We start from the raw sequence: 23,265 nt of genomic DNA, 5'->3' as shown, positions 1-23,265 counted from the left end.
CCTACTCCGTCGTTCCGGCAATGCTCTTGAGCCGGAATCCAGATGTTCGCTCTTGCTCGAATGAATTGACTTGCAGGACGAAGTCCGACCTTGTCAATTGCAGCAAAGCGCCCTTGATACTTAAAAGAAACACCTGGATCCTCAATTAAAGCATTCGAGGATGACGAGCGGGTGGAGCAAAGCCAAGGGCCTAAAAACTAAGAAACAGCAGGATAGTCCCAGTTACTCTTAATAAAACCACAATACCTAAAACATTCGAAGATGACGGCGAACAGAACAAAACTTATCTGTACTCTTCTAATAAACCTGCAAGCTCTTTCTTAAAGTCACCGCCAAGTTTAGGGTCGCGTAACCCATACTCCACAAAGGCTTTTAAGTATCCTAATTTGTCACCACAATCGTGTGACTTACCTGTCATGTTAAATGCTTCTACCGTATCTGATTCAATCAACATATCAATAGCATCTGTCAGCTGAATTTCATCACCGGCACCAGGAAGTGTGCGCTCTAATAAATCCCAAATTTTTTCTGACAATACATAACGGCCAACAACGGCAAGATTTGAAGGTGCGGTACCCGTTTCTGGTTTTTCAACCATATTAAAGATTTTAGTCGAATCGCCTGGGTTAATGGTTTCACCGCCACAATCAGCTATACCGTATTTATGTACCTGGTCTTCTGGAACAGGCGCAACCATAATCTGGCTAGCTTGAGACTCACGATAGCGGATTAACATTGACGCTAAATTTTCAGTACGTTGATCAGCTGAATACGAATCTAAAATGACATCAGGCAACACAACCGCAAACGGATTATTACCAATACAAGGTTTTGCACATAAAATAGCGTGCCCTAGCCCTTTAGCTTCACCCTGACGTACGTGCATAATGGTCACGTTTTTAGGGCAAATAGACTGTACTTCGTGCAATAACTGACGCTTAACACGCTTCTCTAAAGTAGATTCAAGCTCATAAGATTTATCAAAGTGGTTTTCAATGGCATTTTTACTGGCATGGGTCACCAACACAATCTCTTTAATCCCGGCACTCACACATTCATCAACAATATACTGAATAAGCGGTTTATCCACCAAAGGCAGCATTTCTTTTGGGATTGCTTTTGTGGCAGGCAACATACGAGTACCTAAACCGGCAACGGGAATAACAACTTTCATAGATATCCTTATTTAGCGTGCGCTAATAGCAAAGTTAAAAATAAAAAATAAAAAATAAAAAATAAAAAATAAAAAGTAAAAAGTAAAAAGTAAAAAGTAAAAAGATACAAGTGACAAGTAGTTAGTAAAACAAAATTAGGCCATGTCATCAATGCTCACAACTACATGATCTCTTAAATTCATTCGAGGATGACAAGCAGAAAGAACAACACCAGGATCCCTGACAACAGATCTCAGGGATGACGAGCGGGTGGAACATTCAAAAAACAGCCACTACTTCATCCTGCAATGCCCACTACGCCAGTCGTTACAGTATTACTTCCTACTACGTCGTTCCGGCAATGCTGTTAAGCCGGAATCCAGGTGTAAAGTTCGTCGTTCCGGCAATGCTGTTAAGCCGGAATCCAGGTGTTGGCTCTTGCTCGAATGCATTGACTTGCAGGACGAAGTCCGTCCTTGTCACTTGCAGCAAAGCGCCCTTGATACTTAAAAGAAACACCTGGATCCTCAATGAAAGCACTCGAGGATGACGGGCAGTAGAGCAAAAGAAACACCTGGATCGTCCCGTAACGCTTATAAATCCAGGAGCTAAGCACTCGAGGATGACGAGCAAAAAAGATAAACCAACCGCGGGTTTGCGCTTATCTCGATTTTTTGGGGTTATCCGATGGTAAATACCGCACTAGCCAACACAAAGTTAAAATAGTTAAAAACAGCAAAGTGTTGGCTGGTGATTGCAAATTAAAATCCACCGTACAATGGATCAGCATGTGCACAATGGCCATTGCACAACCAAAAGCAATGCCTTTATAAAGTTTGTTATTACGCAAATACATGGTTCGGCAGGCTAACCATAAGGCATACAACACCCACAAGCCTAAAATAGCGGTCACCACGACACCATATTCAACAGCAAACTGAATATATTCATTATGGGCATGGTCGTAAAAACTTGAGTAAGGCACAGATTGGTATTGAGGAAACACAGTATAAAAACTACCCGCACCATTCCCTGTCAGCCAATGTTGTTCAATGATGGGAATACTGTCACGGACTACATCGTCACGAGTTTCAGCGGCAAAAGAAGTATCTTCAATTCGCTGTTTTACTTTTTCAACACCAAAAATAGACCCAACAATAATTAAATCTAAAATAAAAATACTAATAACCAGAGGTTTCAACATTTTAGGAGGGTTACGATAAATCAATAATGCCAGTAAAGACACTACAATTAATGCCGTAAAAAAGCCCGCATTTCCCATACGTGAACGACTTAAAATTAAACCAATAATCATAATTACAATCGCAAGACGTAAAATAATCTTACTACTAATTAACGTTTCAAAGACCCCCAACATAAAGGTTCTAAAGTCAAACCGCCCAGAACGAGTTGTTTTTAGTTCAGAGATTAGCCAGCCAAAAGCAATGCTAATCGATAATGCTAAAAAGTTAGCAAAATGGTTTTGATAAACAAACGAACCTTTAGCTCTATCGCCATCAATAAAACCAAAAATCGGCGATGTTGGAAGATTTATTAAATTCAACACGCTGCCATAAAAAGCCTGGATACATGCAGAGACTATAATGGCAACACATACCCAACGCAGCATTCTTGCCGAAATACAATGTACAGACAATAACCAAATAAATAACCCAAAACACACAGTTTTAATTAGCTGCTGCTTTGTTTGAAAAACATCAACAGTGTTGATACTACTAACCAGTCCAGACCATTGAATAAGGGTAAATAGCGATAAAAACAAAATGGGCAGCAAGCAATACTTTTGCCATGGCTGAGTAAACAACAATTGCTTTCGAACCAAGCAAAATCCAAGATGCACAATCGTCAAAGCAATAATATAAAACTCAACCATAGACCATGCCCAAATACGATTACTGGCAAGTGGGATTGGTATCCAAATAATAAGAAAACAAAGGGCCAAGATAAAAAAATTGCTGGCCGATAAAGATGGCTTCATGAAATGTAAAATAACCTCTTGTGAAATATCAACACCTGGATTCCGGCTTTAAAACATTACCGGAATGACGAAGGTGAAACATTACCGGAATGACGTAGTAGTTGGCCTTGCCTTAAGAGCCAACACCTGGATTCCGGCTTTAAAAGCGTTGCCGGAATGACGAAGGTGAAGCATTACCGGAATGACGTAATAGTTGGCATTACCGGAATGACGAAGTAAACACCTGGATTCCGGCTCAAAATCATTGCCGGAATGACGTACTAAACACCTGGATTCCGGCTCAAAATCATTGCCGGAATGACGAAGGTGAAACATTACCGGAATGACGTAAATGCGTTTGCTCTACCGCCCGTCATCCCTGAGTGCTTGTATCAGGGATCCAGGTGTTGCTTTAAGTCGTTTTACACAAATTATGTGCTATCCAATTTGCTGTGTTTTCGGGTAATGGCTCTGGGAGGTAGCTGTAGTAACTACACACTAATGATTTTTTATCATACAAGCTAACCGATTTAACTAAATGATTTCGGGTTGCATTATTCATGGTTGGAGCAAGCTTTAAGCTTTCAAACACTAAATACTTATCGTCCATCGAAAGAGTGGACCAATACGCAAACCCTATGGTTAATATCTTTTGTATCACCTCTGGCTCAAACGGGCCATACTCTAAACCTATCCGTAATTGTTCAAATGCTAAATCAGGCTTGTCCTGATAAAAAGCCAAATTAAATCCATAATCACTATAAGCTGAAGGCCAATTATGGCGTAACGCAATAGCACCACTTAATAGGGTATTAAATTCATCGTTAGAAAATGAATCAAAGCCCAAATACACACCCCACTCCATCACCTTCGACAGTCTGATGCGGTAATGTGGGCTCAAGCTATCTCTCTCATACGCATTTAACGCAGCAGAATACGCATCGCGGTACTCAATCTCATCAACCGTCGTTTTGCCTTCCCACGCATTTAAGTAATAACTCGACTTAAAATGATATGCACTGGCCACCCCTTGGTTAAAAACAAAAGGTAATAGCCCCCCCAAGCCGAATAACATCAACAAAATAAAAAACTGGCGAAAATAAAGTGTTATCGACATAAATAATGAACCTGAACTCGAGATGAAGTATGCACTTATACTATTAAAAACCAAAACGTTAAACGCTTGCCATTGGCGGTGCTAACAGGGCGAAATAATGTGTCAATCGCTCGCCTACTTTCTGTCGGCTCAATACAATTACAAGGAAAAAGGCTGTTTGAAAGGCGTTTATTATCGAGTTAGTCATTGAACAAACAAGAAGAAATTAACGCAGGCGTAATACGAGTAACATCATTGGCATAATGAATATCAGTAAGCTCACTAATCCTTTGCCAAGCTTGCGATAATTTAGGAGGACGCCTCAATAGGCTGTGGCAGTCAGATGCCACCACGGTGTAGCGTTTCTCAGTAACCCATTGCTCTGCAACTAGCTGGGCAGCGTGGCTCATATCACCAAGTAAAGATGCCGCGGTCAGTTGCAATAAGCAACCAGATTGAACAAACAAGTTAATCCTATCAGGGTAAGCCTGCAACTCTCTATTTCGCTCTGGATGAGCAATCATAGGAACAACATTATTACCTAACAACCAATTAATTAACTTATCGGTACCGGGTGGAATATGGCTACTTGGTAACTCAAGTAGCAATACATCCATATCCTGATAACGCCCCAAAAAAGGCAACTGTTTCTGCTCAATAAACCACATAATCTCAGGGCAAATCCTAACCTCAGCGGCCGCCCTAACCTGTACGCCAACTGCCGACAAAGCCAGTTTCTGTTGCAATAAATTAAATGCTGCAGTAATGGTACTTATACTATTATCAAAAATCCCCAAATGAATATGTGGTGTTGCCACCATATGGGTAATACCTTGCTGCTCGGCTAACGTAATTAATGCTAGAGCCTCGTCAACAGACTTAGCTCCATCATCAATGCCAGGTAATATATGACAATGTAAATCAATCACTAAGCAGGTTTCTCCGCCGTATCAACGTCGTGACCATAAGCCTGGTAGTAACCATACTGTCCGTAATATTGGCGCGCCTCGTCAGTATTAAATTGGTTTAACACCACACCAAACACTTTACCACGGGCCTGGGTTAATTTAGCCAGGGTTAACTTAATCGCTTCTGTACGTGTATAACCGGTTTTAACCACAGCTATCACCGCATCACAATGCGACGACATCACTAAAGCGTCACTCACAGCATGCACGGGTGGGGTATCAACAATAATTTTACTGTACTGACCTTTAAGCTCTGCCAACAGTTCGGCAAATCGAGGTGACGACAAAAGCTCCAACGGATTTAACGGCACAGCCCCAGCTGGCATCAAATCAACATTGGGCTTAACGTCTTTCACAATACATTGCGAAATAGCATCAGTGCCCGTTAAATAATTGGCTAAACCGTGTTGAAACGACGGTAAACCAAAACGCATCCCCATATTAGGTTTGCGCATGTCAGCATCAATAATCAATACCTTTTCCATAGCAGAATAAGCAAATGCAATATTCATCGACACAGCGGTTTTCCCTTCGTTAGGAAACGACGATGTCACCTCAATCACAGATAAAGGCTCACCAATAGCCAATAAAGACAAAGAAGTTCTAATTGACCTAACGCTTTCAGAATGCAACCTCTGCTCGGGGTCAAAAAACGCAAAGTTAATTTGCTCAAAAGACGCCCTCTTAGCCGCTTTAGGGATATAACCTAAAGCACGTTGTGCCAACAATTGCTCTACATCTGCCGTAGACTTAATTGTGTCGTTCATTGAGTCAAACACCAACACCAACACAATGCCTAAACCAAGGCTAGCAACAAACGCCAACACCACAATTAACTTTTTCTTAGGCTTAACAGGCTCTAATGACATCACAGCACGGTCGGTAAAACGGGCCACTGGCGAGTCAAAGTCGCCAGTCACTTCGGTTTCTTTTTGGCGCGATAAAAAGCTTTCAAACAACTGACGATTTGTCGCCACTTCTCGCAATAGTCTGCGGTAATCAGTATCAACAGCGCTTAAATTTTGAAACGAGCCCTTAGACTGATTAAATTGCGCCTCTAATGCCTGTAATTTTTGTGTAGCAGACTGCGCATCGTCTTCAATACCTTGCACTAAACGGCCAATTTGCACGCGCAAGTTATCTTGTACAGTTTTAAGCTCAGCGTTAGCACCAATCATTTTAGGGTGCTTAGGGCCATACACTTGCTTAAGCTCAGCCACTTTACGCTCAACCAACACCACTTCTTTTTTGACGTTTTGAATCGATATGTGCGAGGTCACTTCAGGTAAACTCTCTAGGCGGCTAATGTCAGTTTTTCCGTACTTTCTGACCACAGCCAAAAAGCTTTCAGCCTGGGTTTTATTTGAGCGTGCAACGGTAATTTCGTCGCTTAAACGTTCTAACTCTTTGGCATCAAGTGCCGTTACGCCCTCAACATCAACCAAACCATTTTGGGTTCTAAAAAGTTCCAGTTTTTGCTCAGAAGCATCAAGCTTTAAACGTAAATCTTCTAAACGCCCGCCTAACCAGGTATTAGCCTTGCTAGTCATGCCCATTTTGGCTTCTAACTGGCTTAAAATATACGTATCACCTATAGCATTAGCCACTTTGGCGGCTAATTCTGCATCTGGGCTATCGTAGCTAATATAAACCAACTGAGTTTTACGCACTGGCGACACATTTATGTCCTCCATAAACTCATCAATTAACTTTTGTTTTTTAACCGCCTCACTTTCTGCCTCTGCTTGCGGCAAAGGTAAAAAGTCTAACCATTGCTTAACCTGCGACATTATCGACGGTTTAGCTTCAAAACTAGGATGGTTAATTAAGTCTAAATCATTAAATACTCGCTCAGCGATAGAACGTGACTTAATAATTTCAAACTGGGTTAAATAGTATTCTTGTTGGCCAGAGTTAATGCCATACACTTCTTCAATTTTAATCGCACGAGCTTGTTCAGCCTCAATTAACAGTGTCGCAGTTGACTTAAAAATAGGCGTTAAACTAAACACCACAAAAGTGGTTAATGCGGTAATAAGCAACGCAAATGCCAAAATACGCCATTTAGACTGCATCACTGGCTTAATTAATTTGCGTAAATCAATGACCTGCTCATTAGGTTGTTGCGCCGAATTAGGATCGTTCATTAATACATTAGCTTGGGACGTCATTAAAAAAATCTCTGTTCAATTGTAATAGTATCGCCAGCGTTAATTTGACTACTAATCGTGCCGTTCACTGATTCTGATTTTGTCCCTTCGCGCGAAATAAAAATTTTATCTTTCGACGCACGCTCGGTAAGCCCCCCTGCCAACGCAATAGCCTGGTTCACTGTCATGCCAGGTTGGTAGGGGTAACCACCAGGTTGTTTTACTTCTCCGTGTATATAAAATGGTCGATAAGACACAATGCCCACAAACACATTAGGCTCAACCAAATAATCTCCTTTTAAGCCTTTATACACCAACTCTTCGACTTGCTTTATCGACAAATTTTTAACCGAAATGGTGCCTAAAAAAGGATAATTTACTTTGCCACTATTGGTAATTTGCGTTTCGAGTGTTAAATCATCTTCACCAAACACTTTAATGACAATAGTATCGCCAGCACCTAAACGATAACCGTCATCAACTTCATCGGCAAAAGTCATAGGGCTTAACAACGTAAGCAAGGCAAATAAACACGATATAAAAAACAACTTCATCATAAAACCTATAGTGTCATCTGAGCATTAATATAATAAACATTGCGGTCAAAACCGTAAGTTGCATCGCTAGACGAACTCTCAGTTATGTCAACCCCCGCAACCAAAGTGCACCAACGCGACGCAATATAAGAAGCCGAAAGCGAATACACTTTCAACTTATCATTACGGTCTACCCCCACATAGTCTTCATCAGTTTGGTTATAAGCCACATTAGTCGACAAAAAGTCGCTCCAACCGTGGTTCCAACTCACGCCATAAGTGGTGGCCTCAATGTAGTCACCATCGCTACTTGGGTCTTTTGCACTGTTGCCGCTACTAAAGGTAAAAGCAGAATAAGTTAAAGGTGACCAGGTCACACTGGCATCCCACGATAAACCGCTAAAATCTTTACGTGCGCTATTATCAAAGTCTTTTTCTTGGTTACCAACACGGATAGAACCAGAGGTAGACGCTGTCGCCTCCCAGTCAACACCCACGCGGTAATTAGTGTTGGTGCTGTCGCGGTCACCGGTAGGGTCAACGTTATCGTAATTGGTCGTAATCACGCTAGTATCAAACACCCAACTGACCGAGGCACCACTGTCGTAAAAAAAGGTCGCGCCAAAATCGGTATCAGTATAATTACGATACAAGGTTAACGCTTCAAAGTTAGTAAATTCTTTGTCAAAGTAATTGGCATTAACCTGTATACGGGCAGGTGTCGACTTTGCCCCATACTCGTAATAACCACCTACATTGTAAGTATCAAATGTAGCAGGTTCGTCTTGTGCATCACCCGCACCCTCAAACACCCCACTACCACGCTCTTCATGGCCCATGTTATAAGCCGCGTTTACGTTAAATGAATTCGATTGGTTTAACTCAACATCAGCCGAGCCACTTAAATTAAAATCTAAATAGTTATCGTCTGAGCCACTTGAAAACGAACCATAATCAATGCCCGTCTCAAAAAGGTATTCGCTATTACCATCTAGTAACTGTCCCTGCAAACCAGGCGTCACACCTAAAATCCAGCTGTCGGTTTTAAATGTTTTGGTACTGGCAATGTTGTCGTCATATCGATACCCAGTTGTTAAATAGGGGATAAAGTCAACACCAGAGGCCGTTTGTATCACACCAGCTTGTTCTTCGGCCGCCATCGCTGGCGACATTGCAACACAAATTAAAGCAGCAAAACAATAACGCTTTTTAAATGGAATGTTCATCATTTATATCCTTATATAAACCATAGGTAACAAGAGAAGTGATTTATCTGCTCACTTTCACCCGTCGCTTTTATCTTTAAACTATTAATTAAAATTTGCAGAGGTATATTGATTTATGACCCAGTAACAAAAATCGCCTTAATTGTTCAGCTCACAAATTGAATTGCTACAAAGTAACATCCAACGTTATTCACTAAATCCAAAGAGTGCTTTATAACCAAGTGCCATCACCTCCCTAAATTACAAATCGGTATCCAACAATTAGGACTAAAAATCGTAAAATCTAAACCGGCTCATCAACCTCAAATACTTTATTCGCTCGTCATCTTTTCGCCCGTCATCCCTGAATGCTCGTATCAGGGATCCAGGTGTTGCTTTTTGACGTTGCCTTAATAACGTACTAAACACCTGGATTCCGGCTTTAAAAACGTTACCGAAACGACGTACTAAACACCTGGATTCCGACTGAAAATCATTGCCGGAATGACGAAGGTGAAGCATTACCGGAACGACGTAGTAGCAGGCGTTACCGGTATAACGTAAATGCTTTTGCCCTACCGCTCGTCATCCCTGAGTGCTTAGATCCCGGATTTATAAGAGTTACCGGGACGATCCAGGTGTTGCTTTTGCTTTTGTGCTTGTCTTAAGAGCCAACACCCGGATTCCGGCTTTAAAAACGTTACTGGAATGACGTACTAAAAATTAAAAGAATGACTGACTTAAAATCAATATACGTTTTTGCCAACAAAGCCTTTAAAAAAAGTCAAAAATACGATTTTTACATCCCACCAGAGTGTCCAGTTACGTATGTAATCAAGATCAAATTCAACACGTTTTTCCATTTTATTCAGGGTGTCGGTTTCGCCGCGCCAGCCATTAATTTGTGCCCAACCGGTAATGCCGGGTAACACCTTGTGGCGCAGCATGTAGTAAGTCACTAATTTACGGTATTCTTCGTTATGCGCTACCGCGTGAGGCCGCGGGCCAACCACCGACATATCGCCTTTTAATACATTAAAAAACTGTGGTAACTCATCTAATGAGGTGCGGCGAATAAATGCCCCCACGTTAGTAATACGCGCATCACCTTTACGTGCCTGGGTGACTTTGCTGGCATTTTCGGTCACCGTCATAGAGCGAAACTTCCACACTTTAATTTTGCGACCATCTAAACCATAACGGTCTTGTTTAAATAACACAGGGCCTGGGGACGACATATAAACTGCAATGGCAACAATTAACAACACAGGCGAAATTGCCATAATGGCGCACAAACTAAATACAATATCAAAGCTGCGTTTATAAAAACGTTTCATACCATTTACCGGCGATTCAAATACACTAATGGTGTCTACTTCACCCACACTGCCAATACGGCCGTTCATTAAGTTTTTCATTAAAAAGTCTGGGGTAATTAACACATCAACAGTACTGTCACCAAGCTGCTCAATAATATCAGCAATGCGTTTCTCTGCTAATAGGGGCAAACAAATATACAACTTTTGAATTGCACCACTTTTGGCCAACTCAATCGCGTGATTAATATTTCCCTCAATTAACTTAGGTTCTAAATCGACTATTCTGCTGGGTTCTCTGTCGTCAAAAAAACCAACACAGTCAAAACCTAATTCATCGTGTTTCCAAATTTCGTTATACAAATTCATGCCGGTTTGGGTTAACCCCACAATCGCGACTTTTTCAACACTCAGGCCCTTACTGCGTCTTACGCGTTTTATTTCGCGCACACATAAACGCCAACTCAGTAATAACGTCACCGTAAATAGGTACCAACCTACCATCACCACACGCGAATAAATTTCAGTGTACTTAAACAAAAACATCACAGTAAAAATAAGTAAAAAACAAACAGTAATAACACCAATTAATAAACGGCACATGTGAGCAAACTTACCCAAACGCCACGAACGGTATAACCCAACAGACTCGCCAATATAACTAAACAGTAATAACACACCAGATAAGGTTAATAAGTAATCTTTATTAAAGGCAACATTATAGCCTTGCATTATCACCAACAAGGCAAATACCACCAACGACATATCAATAATGCGCAATAAAAAACTAGAAGAAGAACCAACAAATTGGAATTTGGATGGTCTGTCCATTTGACTCACCTAAAAAAGTTACTAAACTAAAATTTGGTTTTTGCCTATAACAGCAAAACTCGACTATTGAATAATTAATTATCAGATTAACAATTTAACACTGGACCACATATTATCAAATGGTAGTTGCAGTCGTTTAATTAAACGCTGCAAACACTTTACCTTCATTAATTATGATTTTTAATATAACCATAAAGAGCTAAAAACTTTACAACTTATTGTTTTGACAATAACATTAGCGTTTGTTGGTTCCTCATAAGTAGACTCAATGCTTATAAAATGTTTAATTACACCAAGCCATGCCTTTTTATATACCCTTGGGGTCTCGCTACTTACAAAACGATATCGCCGTATCTAAAAAATCACTATAAATTCGTCTTGTAGAATTGTTTTATATCGTTTTACGTGCAGGTTGAAATGGTGAAATAAAGACTACTAAAATCAAAGACCCTACATCAGCGAAAAGATTAACGGCCTCTCATACACGTCGAATGTTTTCAATACGGTCTTTATCAATAAACAACAAATAACCATTTAAATCATGGCGAACCTGGTTACCATCAATACATAAGTTTGGCAGCCAATATACAACAATTTATCAACCGCATTCGCTATGGTAGATTTACCAGAACCACTTAGCCCAGTAAACCAGAGTACAGGTTTGTGTCCGTTTCTTTCCCTCCATTCTTGGCGGCTAACCGTTGACTGATGCCAAACGACATCAGTTGATTTACTATTTGGCTGAATTATTTGTCTATATTGGCTTTGAACCATTGATATCTCGAATATTAATTTAAAAACATCTAAGAATAACTATTGAAACCCATACACCTTAGGTCTTACATAAATAGCGGTAACCAAATACACTATTGAAACTGAAAGAAAAAATTTAATATTGCCTAGTAATCTATATTGACCAGAAGAATAAACCATCACATTAATTTAATAGCCAAACCTAAACTTTATTTCAGCAATAGACAATTAACAAAGCACAAAGCACTACATATCATCCTAATGAAAACTAATCAAAGTGGGCTTTATACTATTTTTCTAAAAATATTAAGCGTGTTAAACCCTAAGCGCTTTTTAACCATCGCAACTGCTAATAAATTTTGAGTAGCTAGCGCAATGGCTGTAGCATAAGCGGCACCAATTACACCAAATTCTTTAGTTAATACGAATGCTAATATAATTGCCAACGGACCAGAAAATAAAACTACATTTCTAAAATCCTTTTCATGATTAGTCATAGTTAATAAATAGCCAACCGAACCTGTTATTACATTAATGAATTGCCCGACTGCCATAATTTGTAATAATGGAGCAGCAATTACATATTGCTCACCAAATAAGCCCATTAAAAAATCAGGAAATATAAACATGAATAACAAAATCGGTGAAGCCATAACCACCATCAAACGACTTGATAAAAGGGATAAACGATTAACATCACTATAATCCCCTCCAGCAAAGGCTCGTGCAAATTTGGGAGCTACAACTAAGTTTACAGCAATTAAAACAAAACTAGCTAAAAGTGCTGTGCGCTGTGCAGACGCAAAAAAAGCAATCTCAGAAGTGTCTAAATAGCGTGCAGTAGCAAATTGCCCTGCCCATTGAACACTTAGAGTCATTACGCTAACTATACATAATGGATATAAACTCGAACGTAATTCTGCAGGAAAGCCAACTTGATAACTAATATAACTATTTGAATCCTTAAGCCAAAAACATACACCTACACATAAAGCTACAAATAAACTAGCTATATAAATAATTAAAAAGTGTATTGCTTTAACTTCATACCCTAATAAAAAAATAGCAACCAAAAATACAATAAAACATGCAGGCATTATTACATTTTGAACCATACTAGCTAAAACAGAGTACTGCTTTCCTTGAAGCGCTGAAGCAAAAATCTGTACAAAGGCAAACAGTAAAACAGCTAATCCTGCTAAAGGTAATAAGTCCGCCAATAGAGGATTGTTTAGCAGAAAAAGAGCTGCCTCTCTGTTAAAAAAATAAAAAAGCACCCACAGCAAACAACAAGAAACAAACACAATTTTTATAATAATAGAAAATTGGTAGTTAATTACACTCCAGTTACCGTGATTAGCACCGACGATACGTATAAGAGCCTGTGGCGCACCAAATGTTAATAAAGTCGCAAAAACACTAATAAGGGCAAAGCAAAACAAAAACAACCCTGCATCATGAGTGCTACCTATGTTAGTTACCGTAAGTGTTAAAAAAAAGCCCGCTGCGGCACCAAAACCTCTGACAAAGAATACTTGTAATGATTTTAATAAGAGTTCATTTTTCACATTTATTTCTTCAATATTCCGACAACAGTGTTATTGTCAGTCACTATAAGTGAATTAACTGACAGTTCAGTCATTAAATCAAAAGCAAATTCCATAGAAGACTCTGGTGAAATTGTTTTAGCCCCAATTGAGCATATATCTTCAGTTTTTTTAGTGAACACTTCTGAACCAAACTTTTTCATTGCACGACGTAAATCACCATCCGTTACAATACCAAATAACTGGTTTGATTCACATACAATTGCCAACCCTTGCATGCTTGAAGTCATAATTTGAATTAAATCTGATGCTGTTGTTGTTTTATTTACAATAGGTAGATTTTCAGTGATCATTTCATCAATTACTTTACTTAATAACTTTCTACCTAAACTCCCGCCAGGGTGAAACTTGGCAAAACCTTCTTCCTTAAATCCTCTTGACTTCATTAGCGCGACAGTTAATGCATCGCCTAAAACTAACGTAGCTGTAGTTGAAGTTGTAGGAGCCAATTGCAATGGGCAGGCCTCTTTTGGTACTGCGACATTTAAATTAAAATTTGAACTTATCGATAATGTAGAATGTGGCTTACCTGTAATAGAAATTATTTTATTGCCGTTATTACGTAAAAAAGGTAATAGCTTTAAAACCTCATCAGTTTCTCCACTATATGAAATAGCAACAAAAACATCATCAGGTGTAACCATACCTAAATCACCATGGAAAGCCTCGCCGGGATGCATAAAAAAGCTGGGAGTACCTGTACTTGCAAAAGACGCAGCTATTTTTTTTCCAATAATACCTGATTTACCCATCCCACAAATGATAACTCGGCCATTAGTGGATAAAATTTCGTTTACAGCGCCACTAAAGTTAGCATCAATATTTTCCGCAACATGCTCTAAACCTTTAATTTCCGTGTTTATCACTTCCCTAGCGATACTTTTTAAGTCCATCTTCATCTTCCATTAATTTGAGTAAATCTTTGTAATCCTCAAAAGTGTCAATACCATGAGGTGGAGCATTATTAAGAACTGTTGCACCAATTGAATAACCATGGCTCAAAGCTCTTAGCTGTTCCAACTTTTCAATTTTTTCTAATTTAGCTGGCGCTAACGAGCACAGCTTGTTTAAAACATTGCATCGATAAGTGTAAATGCCAATGTGCCTAAAACAATTTAAAATTGTATCTGGTTCATCTCGATTAAACGGTGCAGCACATCGCGTAAAATAAAGTGCACGCCCATTTTCTGCAACAATTGCCTTAACAATATTTGGGTTATTTAAGTCAATCATTGACTCGATTGTTGACACAGCAGTCGTAATCTCATAATTTTTGTTTTTAACAGCAAACGCAATTACGCTTGCAATTGCAGAAGGTGGAATTAATGGCTCATCCCCCTGTACATTAACAACTATAGTATCGCTTTCCCAGCCGAAATGTTTGGCAACTTCATTTACCCTATCTGTTCCACTTTCGTGTTGATTATTGGTCATTAAAACAGGAAGACTCAGCTGTTTAGCCACTTCAAAAATTCTATTATCGTCTGTTGCAATAATAATATCTTCTAAGCAAACACCTGACTCTAAAACACGTTGAACAACATGCCAAAATAAAGGTTTACCCTTTAACTCAAGTAAAGGTTTACCCGGTAAACGTGACGAACCAAACCTTGCCGGAATAACTACTTTAATCATTTTGTACTCAATTTACTGTTCTAGTGAAACTACATCATCTGCTGCAATTTTAGTTAACAAAGGTCGATAAACATCTTCCAATGAGGGTAATCGGCTAAGTAGTATCATGTCGGCGAGTTCACGTACCGCACCACTACCACCAATACCATTTAATACAATATCAGCTTTTTTTAATACTAGTTCATGTGCATCAGCAGGAGCAAAACTTACACAACAAGGCTCCATTACAGGTAAATCGAGTATATCATCACCGCAAAATGCTATTTCATTTATAGAAATATCAAGGGACTGACAAACCTCATTAACTTTAGGCAACTTATTTTTACAACCAGTTATAATAAAATCAAAGCCTAACGCCTCACAACGAGAAGTAAGTGCTGCGCTGGCTTTACCAGAAACAACGCCAGTATAAATACCATGACAGCGCAATAACTCAATAGCTAAGCCATCTTTAACGTTAAACTTTTTAACACTTTCTCCATTTTCAGAAATATAAATAGAGCCATCTGTCATAACACCGTCGACATCGAGTAAAACAAGTTTAATATTTTTTAAGTTATGGTTATTCTTCAATTTTAGTTACCTTTCTATCAAATTATTGAATAACTATCTTTGGCTGAGATTTAATTAAATCATCAAGCTCTTTAATTTGTTTTAAAAAAGGCTCTAATAAATCTAATGGAAGCGCACTGGGTCCATCACATTTTGCATTATCAGGATCTGGATGGGCTTCTAAAAATAAGCCTGCTATACCCAACGCAATCCCAGCTTTAGCAAGCTCTAACACTTGCTCTCTTCGCCCACCAGACGCATCACCTAATGGGTCGCGTTGTTGCAGGCTATGTGTTACATCAAAAATAATAGGGCTGTTATCTGATACTTTTTTCATTTGTGAAAAACCCAGCATATCGACTACTAAATTATCGTAACCAAAACAGCTACCTCGTTCACAAAGTATTATATCGTCGTTGCCTGCTTGTCGGCATTTGGTCACAATGTGCTTTACTTGTGTTGGGCTCATAAATTGTGGTTTTTTGATATTTATAGCTTTACCAGCCTTTGCAACTGCGACTACAAAATCGGTTTGGCGCGCTAAAAAAGCAGGAATTTGTAATATATCAACTGCATCTGCAACGGGTGATATTTGAGGTATTTCATGTACATCTGTAATAATTGGGACACCAAATTCTTCTTTAAGCTTGCTAAATATTGCCAACCCTTTATCTAAACCAACGCCACGAAATGAATCGACCGAAGACCGGTTCGCTTTATCAAAAGAAGCCTTAAATACATAGGGGATACCTAGCTTATCAGTAACTTCAACATACTTTGCACATGCAAATAGCGTAGAATCTAAATCTTCTAAAACATTAATTCCACCAAAGAGGGTGAATGGACTTTGGTTTGAATATTTCATTATTTATCCTTTGATAATTTTTTGTATAAATTATGTAATTCATTAATATAATTCGTGCTATTAAATTTTTTAGAATAGGCAATGCAATTGTTTCTTAAGTATACATTATCTTTTTGTTGAATAGCTGCTATTGATTCTTTAAGGGAAGCGCTAAAGTTATCTAATTCAAAAATAGAACCAATATCATTAGTAACAATCTCAGGTAAAGCACCTCTGTTCGATGCTATAACTGGCACACCATGAGCCATAGCCTCAATCGCAACTAAACCAAACCCCTCCCAGCGACTTGGCACAATTAAAGCCTCTGCACCAAAAAGTAATTGGGAAATCTCATCCTTATTTTGCCACCCTAAAAAGATTATATTTTCGTTGGTAACCTTTGATTTATCGAAGTTACCAATAACGTTTTCACCGACTATCTTTAAGGTACTGTCCGACACAAATGACCAATTTTTTATTAATAAATCATACCCCTTCTGCTCATCTAATCGACCTATAAAAAGGTAATACCGCTCTTTTATTAAATTACTATTTAGGTTTAAGTTCATAGGCATATTAGTACAAGGATTGTACAAAACTGTCGTCTTGCTATTAAAAACTTTATTAAGCAATTTGGATTCATAGAGAGATATAGCAATTACCTTATCCACTAATTTACCTAATAAAAATTCAATTAATATAATTATATTTTTTATAATATTTTTACCACGTTTTTGAGGGTCGTAAAAAACCCCATGTGGCTGATAAACAATTTTAAAATTTCCTGTTAATTTTAAAGGAAAAATAAATGGAACAACCAAAATAGCGATTGAACTATGCAAGTGAACTATATCAGGCTTAATTTTAAATACAGCTTTCACAGCAGCAGTTACAAATAAAACAGTCCTAAAAACCCCTCTAGAACTACCTTTGAACCCGATAAAATTATTTGATTCGATATAATCTTCATGCTCGTCAGGGCCGCAAACAAAGCTTTCAGATAAATCATCTAAAGTAATTACATTTATTACTGAAGCGATCCCACCTTTCAATGTTTCCGCCATGTGTAAAACTGTAAGATTCAAATTATATAACCTTTTTTGTTAAAGTGTCTTTAATTTTACATCTCATCCTTTTCGGCAAACTGTTGTATATTAGACGCTGTATATACCCTATATTAATATATAAACCTTTCCATTTAGTCTCAACCCCATTCCTTTTATGATAAGTATAATCTTTTAAATTTATACTACTCCAGATATAACGAGCATCTTTGGAGTGACTAAAACTCATAGTAGACAAACTAGTTTTCAACTGTATTAAATCTTTAATATCATAGTCACAATCGAAATATGTACTGCCTCCTCTATAATTTAAAACCATAGTTTTAAAACCATAAAGATTTGCACTATGCAACACTGTCGATGGAGTACATATAACGCCGTTTGAACGCGAAATAGCTGTTGAGAGTGATTCGAAAGTATTGTTACAACCTTTTAATTCAGGAATTTCTTTTAATATTTTCTCATCAAATATACGTGCAAAAAACTTTAGATCGAGATCTTGCAAATCGACCAACAACCTTTTAATCCATACAATCAAAACATTAAATTCAGCATTATTAAAATATGGGGTTATTGCAGTTGTAATAAGGAACCCATTTTTTTTGGTTGTGTCGTCAATAATTAGCCTTGCCCTTTTGGGTGTATACAGAAAACATCTAGTATCAAATTCATTTTCTAGGTAATTTTTAAAGGAATTATTCAACAAAAACACATTTGAATAAATACACGGAGAGAAAAAATCAATATTCATACTTTTAAGAAGAGGATTTTTCTTTGCATTAGCATCATCGTAAATTCCATCCATTAAAAAAACTGTTGGAATACCGATAGCATTTGCAAAATTAATTACCTCTCTTGCTGATTTGTCATGTTCTAGACAACTAACGATTAGATCAAATTTTTTCAGGTACGCAGTCAATTTAAATGTAAAAATGCACCCAAACGTAGACTCACAACCTTCAAACTCAATACCTAGCTCGGAAAAGTAGCTTTTCTGTTGTAAAAATAAAATATTCATATAATGACCATTTCTATAATTTAATTATTATACGTTAGAATGTGAACTATCATCACTTGAAATAACCGTACCGAGTTAAATCAATGTTATATTTGTACTCTAAACTTTTATTTGAATCTTTATAAAAACCAACAATAAAGTTTTTTTTATCGTCGTTTATTACAATAGTTGTTGAAACATCTGCCATCTTTTTTAATTTGACTTTATGAAAAGCTTTTCTTAAACGAGGAAACTTAATATTTCTAAGAAAGTAAATTTTATGTCTCATTCTACCAAGTAAGTCAGAAAGAGAAAAGTCATCCACCTTTTTATAACTGCCTGTATTTCTTACATTATCCCTTTCAATTTCACCTATATCTATTATTACTCCCATATGTTCACCGAGAGAGGACAAAAACAATTTTTTGTTATATTTAAGCTCTTCATAAACCATTATCTCTACTTTTTCGAATGCCTCATTGAATTTAGAAAAAACGTAGTCATAATTTAGAGCATTATAAAATTGTGAGCATTTAAAAAAATAATCTAAAAAACTTTCAAAGCTTTGAGTTTCGTCAAGTCTAGAATAACAACTGTTGAAGCACTGCGCATATATTGACGTTAACATTTCAAGTTGCTTTCTAATTGAAATAATTATATGAAATTCTACGTCGCAAGTAGTCTCTAGGAGTTTAAGGTTTCTGACAATATCTTGAATGCATAGAGTTTTACTCTGCCAAAGTGTTGGCCTAAATATATTGAAAAGTAATACTTCTTCTGATAAGAATAATTCACCATCAAAACCTTGAAATAAATCTTCTCGAATTACCTGCTTTCTAAATAAAGAATGTTCCATAGTTGAAGCGTTATACAACACACCTTCTAATAATTTATTCTCAAATTTAAATTTTGCATTCTCATTTTTACCTAAGTAATTTAAACCTTTGATTTCAGGGAACACATGTTTTTGCATTGCGCTAGTAGCTGTTTTAGGGTAGCCGATATGTAGGTATATTTTCGTTTTCATTGTTTACTCTTTGTAACCAGGGATAAAACTAAAAAATAAGTGAATGGCAAGCCATATATTGAAACTGCACCTATTTTTATTGTTTCCATAAATGCTAAAACTGAAATTGAAAAAAATGGAATTACATACTTTGATTTAGAACAAAAAACAATAAACATAATAAACATTAACAAAAACAAGCCAATGATACCCGATTCATAAAAATACAATACGTACATTGACTGTGTCCCATATGCTGTTCCAACACCTCTTCCAATCATAGATTGATAGTATGCTGCAGCGCCCTCAGAAACATATGTTAGTATTGGACCTCCACCAAACAAGAAATTTTCTAAGCCTTCGTAAATATAATAATTCCATATTGTTGGTCTATAACTTAAAATCTCATCAGCAATGATGCTTGGGTTCAGTAGTAATAGAATTTGGTTTAAAAGAATAAAAGTTATGCCACACATCATAATAAACGGAGGTATTTTAACTAAACGATTGCAACAATAAACTAATAGGAATAATATAACCCCCATGTATGCACCTCTTGCTTCAAAAGTAAAACCTAAAACTAATGTTAGCATTAAAACAAAAGTAAAATATTTGTACTTTCTTTCAATCAATAGATGCATTGCAGGTAGCAACAGCATGGAAGCATAAAAATTAGTGCTATCTAAATAAAATCCAAAGCGATATAAAAATAAAGATAAAATACTAAAAAAGGTTATAAATATGACTAACTTATCAGTATACCACCCCCCCNNAAATGCTTATAGACATATGCAAACTCAGAATAACCAATAAAACATAAACCACTCTAAAAATATCAAACCACTCCATGTAGTTGTTTGTTTTGTAACTACAATAAATATTCATTGCACAAAGAAAAGAAACTATCAATAAAAGTAGTTTTACATCGAGACTAAACTTTATAACTTTGAAATTTCTTTTTAAGAATAAGACGCCTACAAAAGATGCAAAAACGAACAGAAATAAAAACAAATATGAATATAATCTATAAGCACTCTCAAACGCCATAAAAAAGAATGCTAAAGACAAACTAAAAACAGAGGTATAACCAATATATTTCATATTAATATGCCTATGCTTTATAACTTCTGAATGAACACATTGTTAAAAATAATTCTTTCCATAATATTGTTTTCAATCATTTAAATTTACGACCCTATCCAGGATAATTTCACACATATAGTGATTTAATTAAACTTCAGCTTTTTGTATTTTCAAACTGATTCATTTTTATTATTTGATGAATTTATTTCTCGGCAATCATATCCGCCACCCACGGTCACGTTAGCGAGCTTATCAATTACAATAAATGAGCCTGTACCATGAACACTATTATATTCATCTATAACTACTGGACTAGACCTATGTATGTTATACGAATATATTTTGTTAAGTAGTAGTCCGTTTACTGCTACATTTTGTAAGGTGATTTTTGTGCCTACTTTAAATTCGTAGTCTTTATCTGGTTGCACTGCTGTTTCGTCCATCGAAACAAGTATTGCTTCGAACAATTCTGACGTAGTATCTGGGTTATTTGATTTAACGATGGCATCACCACGCGAAATATCAATTTCATCATTGGTATAAGCAGCGTGTTTATCTAGGGTCGTGGTAAAGTTTAACGGCTTGTTGGCGAGGAAGTCTTCGATTTCAACATCGGCTTTTGGCGAGATTTTATCGTTTAGCTGGCTAATTTTTTGCTCGATAATATCGACAGCCACAACCTCGTGATGTTGTGCCAGTAACATTGCATTAGAAAGGCCGACATAGCCTGTGCCTGCGATGGCAATTTTCATTTGATTAACTTCCTGTTGATCGTAAATTGGTTTTAATGCGTATTTGATAGAGTGATGTTCTAGGTAAAAGCATAAAGATAAAGCAACACCTGGATTCCTAACTTTGTCATTCCAGTAATGCTTCTGAGCCGGATCCAACTTTTGACTAAATCAAGAGAACACTTGGATCCCCAATTAAAGCATTCGAGGATGACGGGCTGAGAAGGTAAAGCATGCAACCAACAGCAGGCCCTTACTTTGTCATTCCGGTAATGCTTCTGAGCCGGAATCCAGCTTTTATGACTAAATCAAGTGAACACCTGGGTTCCCTATTTTGTCATTCCGGTAATGTTTCTGAGCCGGAATCCAGCTTTTATGGCTAAATCAAGAGAAACACCTGGATCCCTGATAACAGATCTCAGGGATGACAGATTAGAGCAACACTAGGGCCCTACTTCGTCTTTCCGGCAATGCTTTGAGCCGGAATCCAGCTTTTGACTAAATCAAGAGCAACACCTGGATCCCTGATAACAGATCTCAGGGATGACAGATTAGAGCAACGCTTGGACCTTACTTCGTCATTCCGGTAATGTTTCTGAGCCGGAATCCAGCTTTTATGGCTAAATCAAGAGAAACACCTGGATCCCTGATAACAGATCTCAGGGATGACAGATTAGAGCAACACTAGGGCCCTACTTCGTCTTTCCGGCAATGCTTTGAGCCGGAATCCAGCTTTTGACTAAATCAAGAGCAACACCTGGATCCCTGATAACAGATCTCAGGGATGACAGATTAGAGCAACACTAGGCCCTTACTTCGTCTTTCCGGCAATGCTTTGAGCCGGAATCCAGCTTTTATGACTAAATCAAGAGAAACACCTGGGTTCCCTATTTTGTCATTCCGGTAATGTTTCTGAGCCGGAATCCAGCTTTTTACCGCTTTAATAGAGCAACACCTGGATTCCTGATACAAGCATTCAGGAATGACGAGCGGTGAAGCAACAGCCTTTAGAGCAACACCTGGATCGTCCCGGTAACTCTTATAAATCCGGGATCTAAGCATTCGAGGATGACGGGCTGAGAAGGTAAAGCATGCAACCAACACCTGGATTGTCCCGGTAACGCTTATAAATCCGGGATCTAAGCATTCGAGGATGACGTGCGGTGAAGCTAAGGTGACGGTGAAAGATGCTTTTGCCTGAAAAAAGGCACGCTACCGCCACTAGATTGCAGCCTCTAGATTGCTGTAAAACCTGCTAACTTGTTATTTTTATTTGTATTTTGTATTTCTTTTAAGGTATTGACGTTTTGAGGGAAACTGTAGAAAAGGTCCTGCGGCTAATGCTCGCTTGCTTGGCTGATAAGTGATGCTTTATTTGCTACCACTTATTGCAGCTGGCCATACATTTTAAAATGGTGATGCCATTGAGGCTTTACACCTAAAAGTATGTATTTTGGACACAATAGGAAACAACAACGATATGAGATCGCATCGGTAACTAATGAGGTAAAATCGGCTGATTTTGTACCTCAACAACAGTTCTCGGTGGCGTCATGCCTTGTATGAATGTTCCCTTTCTACTCTCTGTTTTTACGTCAGTCCTCTTAATGATTCGGCAATTATAATGTATACCGTAATTTAATGACAGTTTTTTGACGCTATTTTATTAAATGTTATTTTTGCATCACTTTTGCTGATTTTAAACACTTGTAACTACACTTTAACGACAATAATCCCCACTTGATAACCTTGACGATAA

At 37.7% G+C, this 23,265-nt stretch carries 19 protein-coding genes and 1 pseudogene; all 20 read right to left on the bottom strand.

Features of this window, described 5'->3' with window-relative positions; genetic code table 11:
• Positions 1-283 precede the first annotated feature (283 nt).
• The 20 genes and pseudogenes from galU to PQR79_RS20245 all read right to left on the bottom strand — a co-directional run bounded on the left by galU (position 284) and on the right by PQR79_RS20245 (position 21,527).
• The gene (gene galU, locus PQR79_RS00630) at positions 284-1,174 is read right to left on the bottom strand and encodes a UTP--glucose-1-phosphate uridylyltransferase GalU (RefSeq protein ID WP_238105972.1); all 891 of its coding nucleotides are present in this window, start codon (positions 1,172-1,174) and stop codon (positions 284-286) included.
• A gap of 641 nt (positions 1,175-1,815) precedes the next feature.
• The gene (locus PQR79_RS00625) at positions 1,816-3,153 is read right to left on the bottom strand and encodes an O-antigen ligase family protein (RefSeq protein WP_238105974.1); all 1,338 of its coding nucleotides are present in this window, start codon (positions 3,151-3,153) and stop codon (positions 1,816-1,818) included.
• A 391-nt stretch (positions 3,154-3,544) separates the two neighbouring features.
• Complete coding sequence (locus PQR79_RS00620) at positions 3,545-4,249, bottom strand: hypothetical protein (protein ID WP_238105977.1); 705 nt, start codon at positions 4,247-4,249, stop codon at positions 3,545-3,547.
• 179 nt (positions 4,250-4,428) lie between these two features.
• Positions 4,429-5,157 (bottom strand): tyrosine-protein phosphatase, encoded by a 729-nt coding sequence (locus PQR79_RS00615; RefSeq protein WP_238105986.1) that lies wholly within the window; start codon positions 5,155-5,157, stop codon positions 4,429-4,431.
• Positions 5,157-7,367 carry a GumC family protein gene (locus tag PQR79_RS00610; protein WP_238105989.1) on the bottom strand — a complete coding sequence of 737 codons (2,211 nt, stop codon included), beginning with the start codon at positions 7,365-7,367 and terminating at the stop codon, positions 5,157-5,159. The genes PQR79_RS00615 and PQR79_RS00610 overlap by 1 nt, the downstream gene beginning before the upstream one ends.
• On the bottom strand, positions 7,367-7,900 hold the full coding sequence (locus tag PQR79_RS00605; protein WP_274408374.1) for a polysaccharide biosynthesis/export family protein: 534 nt from the start codon (positions 7,898-7,900) through the stop codon (positions 7,367-7,369). The genes PQR79_RS00610 and PQR79_RS00605 overlap by 1 nt, the downstream gene beginning before the upstream one ends.
• A gap of 8 nt (positions 7,901-7,908) precedes the next feature.
• Positions 7,909-9,111, bottom strand: a complete 1,203-nt coding sequence (locus PQR79_RS00600; protein WP_238106006.1) for an outer membrane beta-barrel protein — start codon at positions 9,109-9,111, stop codon at positions 7,909-7,911.
• A gap of 722 nt (positions 9,112-9,833) precedes the next feature.
• A complete protein-coding gene (locus tag PQR79_RS00595) occupies positions 9,834-11,234 on the bottom strand; it encodes an undecaprenyl-phosphate glucose phosphotransferase (protein WP_238106014.1) in 1,401 nt (466 codons plus the stop codon).
• A 180-nt stretch (positions 11,235-11,414) separates the two neighbouring features.
• Positions 11,415-11,588 carry an adenylyl-sulfate kinase gene (locus tag PQR79_RS20255; RefSeq protein WP_368389123.1) on the bottom strand — a complete coding sequence of 58 codons (174 nt, stop codon included), beginning with the start codon at positions 11,586-11,588 and terminating at the stop codon, positions 11,415-11,417.
• A gap of 124 nt (positions 11,589-11,712) precedes the next feature.
• Positions 11,713-12,008: pseudogene (locus PQR79_RS20250) on the bottom strand (adenylyl-sulfate kinase).
• 263 nt (positions 12,009-12,271) lie between these two features.
• Positions 12,272-13,555, bottom strand: a complete 1,284-nt coding sequence (locus PQR79_RS00590) for an oligosaccharide flippase family protein (RefSeq protein WP_238106021.1) — start codon at positions 13,553-13,555, stop codon at positions 12,272-12,274.
• 2 nt (positions 13,556-13,557) lie between these two features.
• Complete coding sequence (locus PQR79_RS00585) at positions 13,558-14,487, bottom strand: KpsF/GutQ family sugar-phosphate isomerase (RefSeq protein WP_238106022.1); 930 nt, start codon at positions 14,485-14,487, stop codon at positions 13,558-13,560.
• A complete protein-coding gene (gene kdsB, locus PQR79_RS00580) occupies positions 14,465-15,229 on the bottom strand; it encodes a 3-deoxy-manno-octulosonate cytidylyltransferase (protein ID WP_238106023.1) in 765 nt (254 codons plus the stop codon). Before kdsB ends, PQR79_RS00585 begins: the two co-directional genes overlap by 23 nt.
• Before the next feature lie 12 nt (positions 15,230-15,241).
• The gene (locus tag PQR79_RS00575) at positions 15,242-15,802 is read right to left on the bottom strand and encodes a KdsC family phosphatase (protein WP_238106024.1); all 561 of its coding nucleotides are present in this window, start codon (positions 15,800-15,802) and stop codon (positions 15,242-15,244) included.
• A 22-nt stretch (positions 15,803-15,824) separates the two neighbouring features.
• The gene (gene kdsA / locus PQR79_RS00570) at positions 15,825-16,646 is read right to left on the bottom strand and encodes a 3-deoxy-8-phosphooctulonate synthase (RefSeq protein WP_238106026.1); all 822 of its coding nucleotides are present in this window, start codon (positions 16,644-16,646) and stop codon (positions 15,825-15,827) included.
• Complete coding sequence (locus PQR79_RS00565) at positions 16,646-17,689, bottom strand: glycosyltransferase family 4 protein (RefSeq protein WP_238106027.1); 1,044 nt, start codon at positions 17,687-17,689, stop codon at positions 16,646-16,648. The genes kdsA and PQR79_RS00565 overlap by 1 nt, the downstream gene beginning before the upstream one ends.
• Before the next feature lie 22 nt (positions 17,690-17,711).
• Entirely contained in the window at positions 17,712-18,707 is a 996-nt protein-coding gene (locus tag PQR79_RS00560; protein WP_238106028.1) for a hypothetical protein, read from the bottom strand.
• A gap of 52 nt (positions 18,708-18,759) precedes the next feature.
• Positions 18,760-19,713 (bottom strand): hypothetical protein, encoded by a 954-nt coding sequence (locus tag PQR79_RS00555; RefSeq protein WP_238106030.1) that lies wholly within the window; start codon positions 19,711-19,713, stop codon positions 18,760-18,762.
• Positions 19,710-20,324 (bottom strand): O-antigen ligase family protein, encoded by a 615-nt coding sequence (locus PQR79_RS00550; RefSeq protein ID WP_274408351.1) that lies wholly within the window; start codon positions 20,322-20,324, stop codon positions 19,710-19,712. The genes PQR79_RS00555 and PQR79_RS00550 overlap by 4 nt, the downstream gene beginning before the upstream one ends.
• Positions 20,325-20,945: 621 nt before the next feature.
• Positions 20,946-21,527: a hypothetical protein gene (locus tag PQR79_RS20245; RefSeq protein WP_368389120.1), complete on the bottom strand. Its 582-nt coding sequence runs from the start codon at positions 21,525-21,527 to the stop codon at positions 20,946-20,948.
• Between the last annotated feature and the right edge of the window lie 1,738 nt (positions 21,528-23,265).

It is taken from the genome of Shewanella metallivivens, from assembly GCF_028750675.1.
Classification (GTDB): Bacteria; Pseudomonadota; Gammaproteobacteria; order Enterobacterales; family Shewanellaceae; genus Shewanella; species Shewanella metallivivens.
This window is presented reverse-complemented; position numbering and strand designations above follow the sequence as displayed.

Coding starts and splice junctions, on each gene's coding strand:
- galU (WP_238105972.1), bottom strand. CDS start 1,174: ATGAAAGTTGTTATTCCCGTTGCCGGTTTAGGTACTCGTATGTTGCCT.
- PQR79_RS00625 (WP_238105974.1), bottom strand. CDS start 3,153: ATGAAGCCATCTTTATCGGCCAGCAATTTTTTTATCTTGGCCCTTTGT.
- PQR79_RS00620 (WP_238105977.1), bottom strand. CDS start 4,249: ATGTCGATAACACTTTATTTTCGCCAGTTTTTTATTTTGTTGATGTTA.
- PQR79_RS00610 (WP_238105989.1), bottom strand. CDS start 7,367: ATGACGTCCCAAGCTAATGTATTAATGAACGATCCTAATTCGGCGCAA.
- PQR79_RS00605 (WP_274408374.1), bottom strand. CDS start 7,900: ATGAAGTTGTTTTTTATATCGTGTTTATTTGCCTTGCTTACGTTGTTA.
- PQR79_RS00600 (WP_238106006.1), bottom strand. CDS start 9,111: ATGATGAACATTCCATTTAAAAAGCGTTATTGTTTTGCTGCTTTAATT.
- PQR79_RS00595 (WP_238106014.1), bottom strand. CDS start 11,234: ATGGACAGACCATCCAAATTCCAATTTGTTGGTTCTTCTTCTAGTTTT.
- PQR79_RS00585 (WP_238106022.1), bottom strand. CDS start 14,487: ATGGACTTAAAAAGTATCGCTAGGGAAGTGATAAACACGGAAATTAAA.
- kdsB (WP_238106023.1), bottom strand. CDS start 15,229: ATGATTAAAGTAGTTATTCCGGCAAGGTTTGGTTCGTCACGTTTACCG.
- kdsA (WP_238106026.1), bottom strand. CDS start 16,646: ATGAAATATTCAAACCAAAGTCCATTCACCCTCTTTGGTGGAATTAAT.
- PQR79_RS00565 (WP_238106027.1), bottom strand. CDS start 17,689: ATGGCGGAAACATTGAAAGGTGGGATCGCTTCAGTAATAAATGTAATT.
- PQR79_RS00560 (WP_238106028.1), bottom strand. CDS start 18,707: ATGAATATTTTATTTTTACAACAGAAAAGCTACTTTTCCGAGCTAGGT.
- PQR79_RS00555 (WP_238106030.1), bottom strand. CDS start 19,713: ATGAAAACGAAAATATACCTACATATCGGCTACCCTAAAACAGCTACT.
- PQR79_RS20245 (WP_368389120.1), bottom strand. CDS start 21,527: ATGAAAATTGCCATCGCAGGCACAGGCTATGTCGGCCTTTCTAATGCA.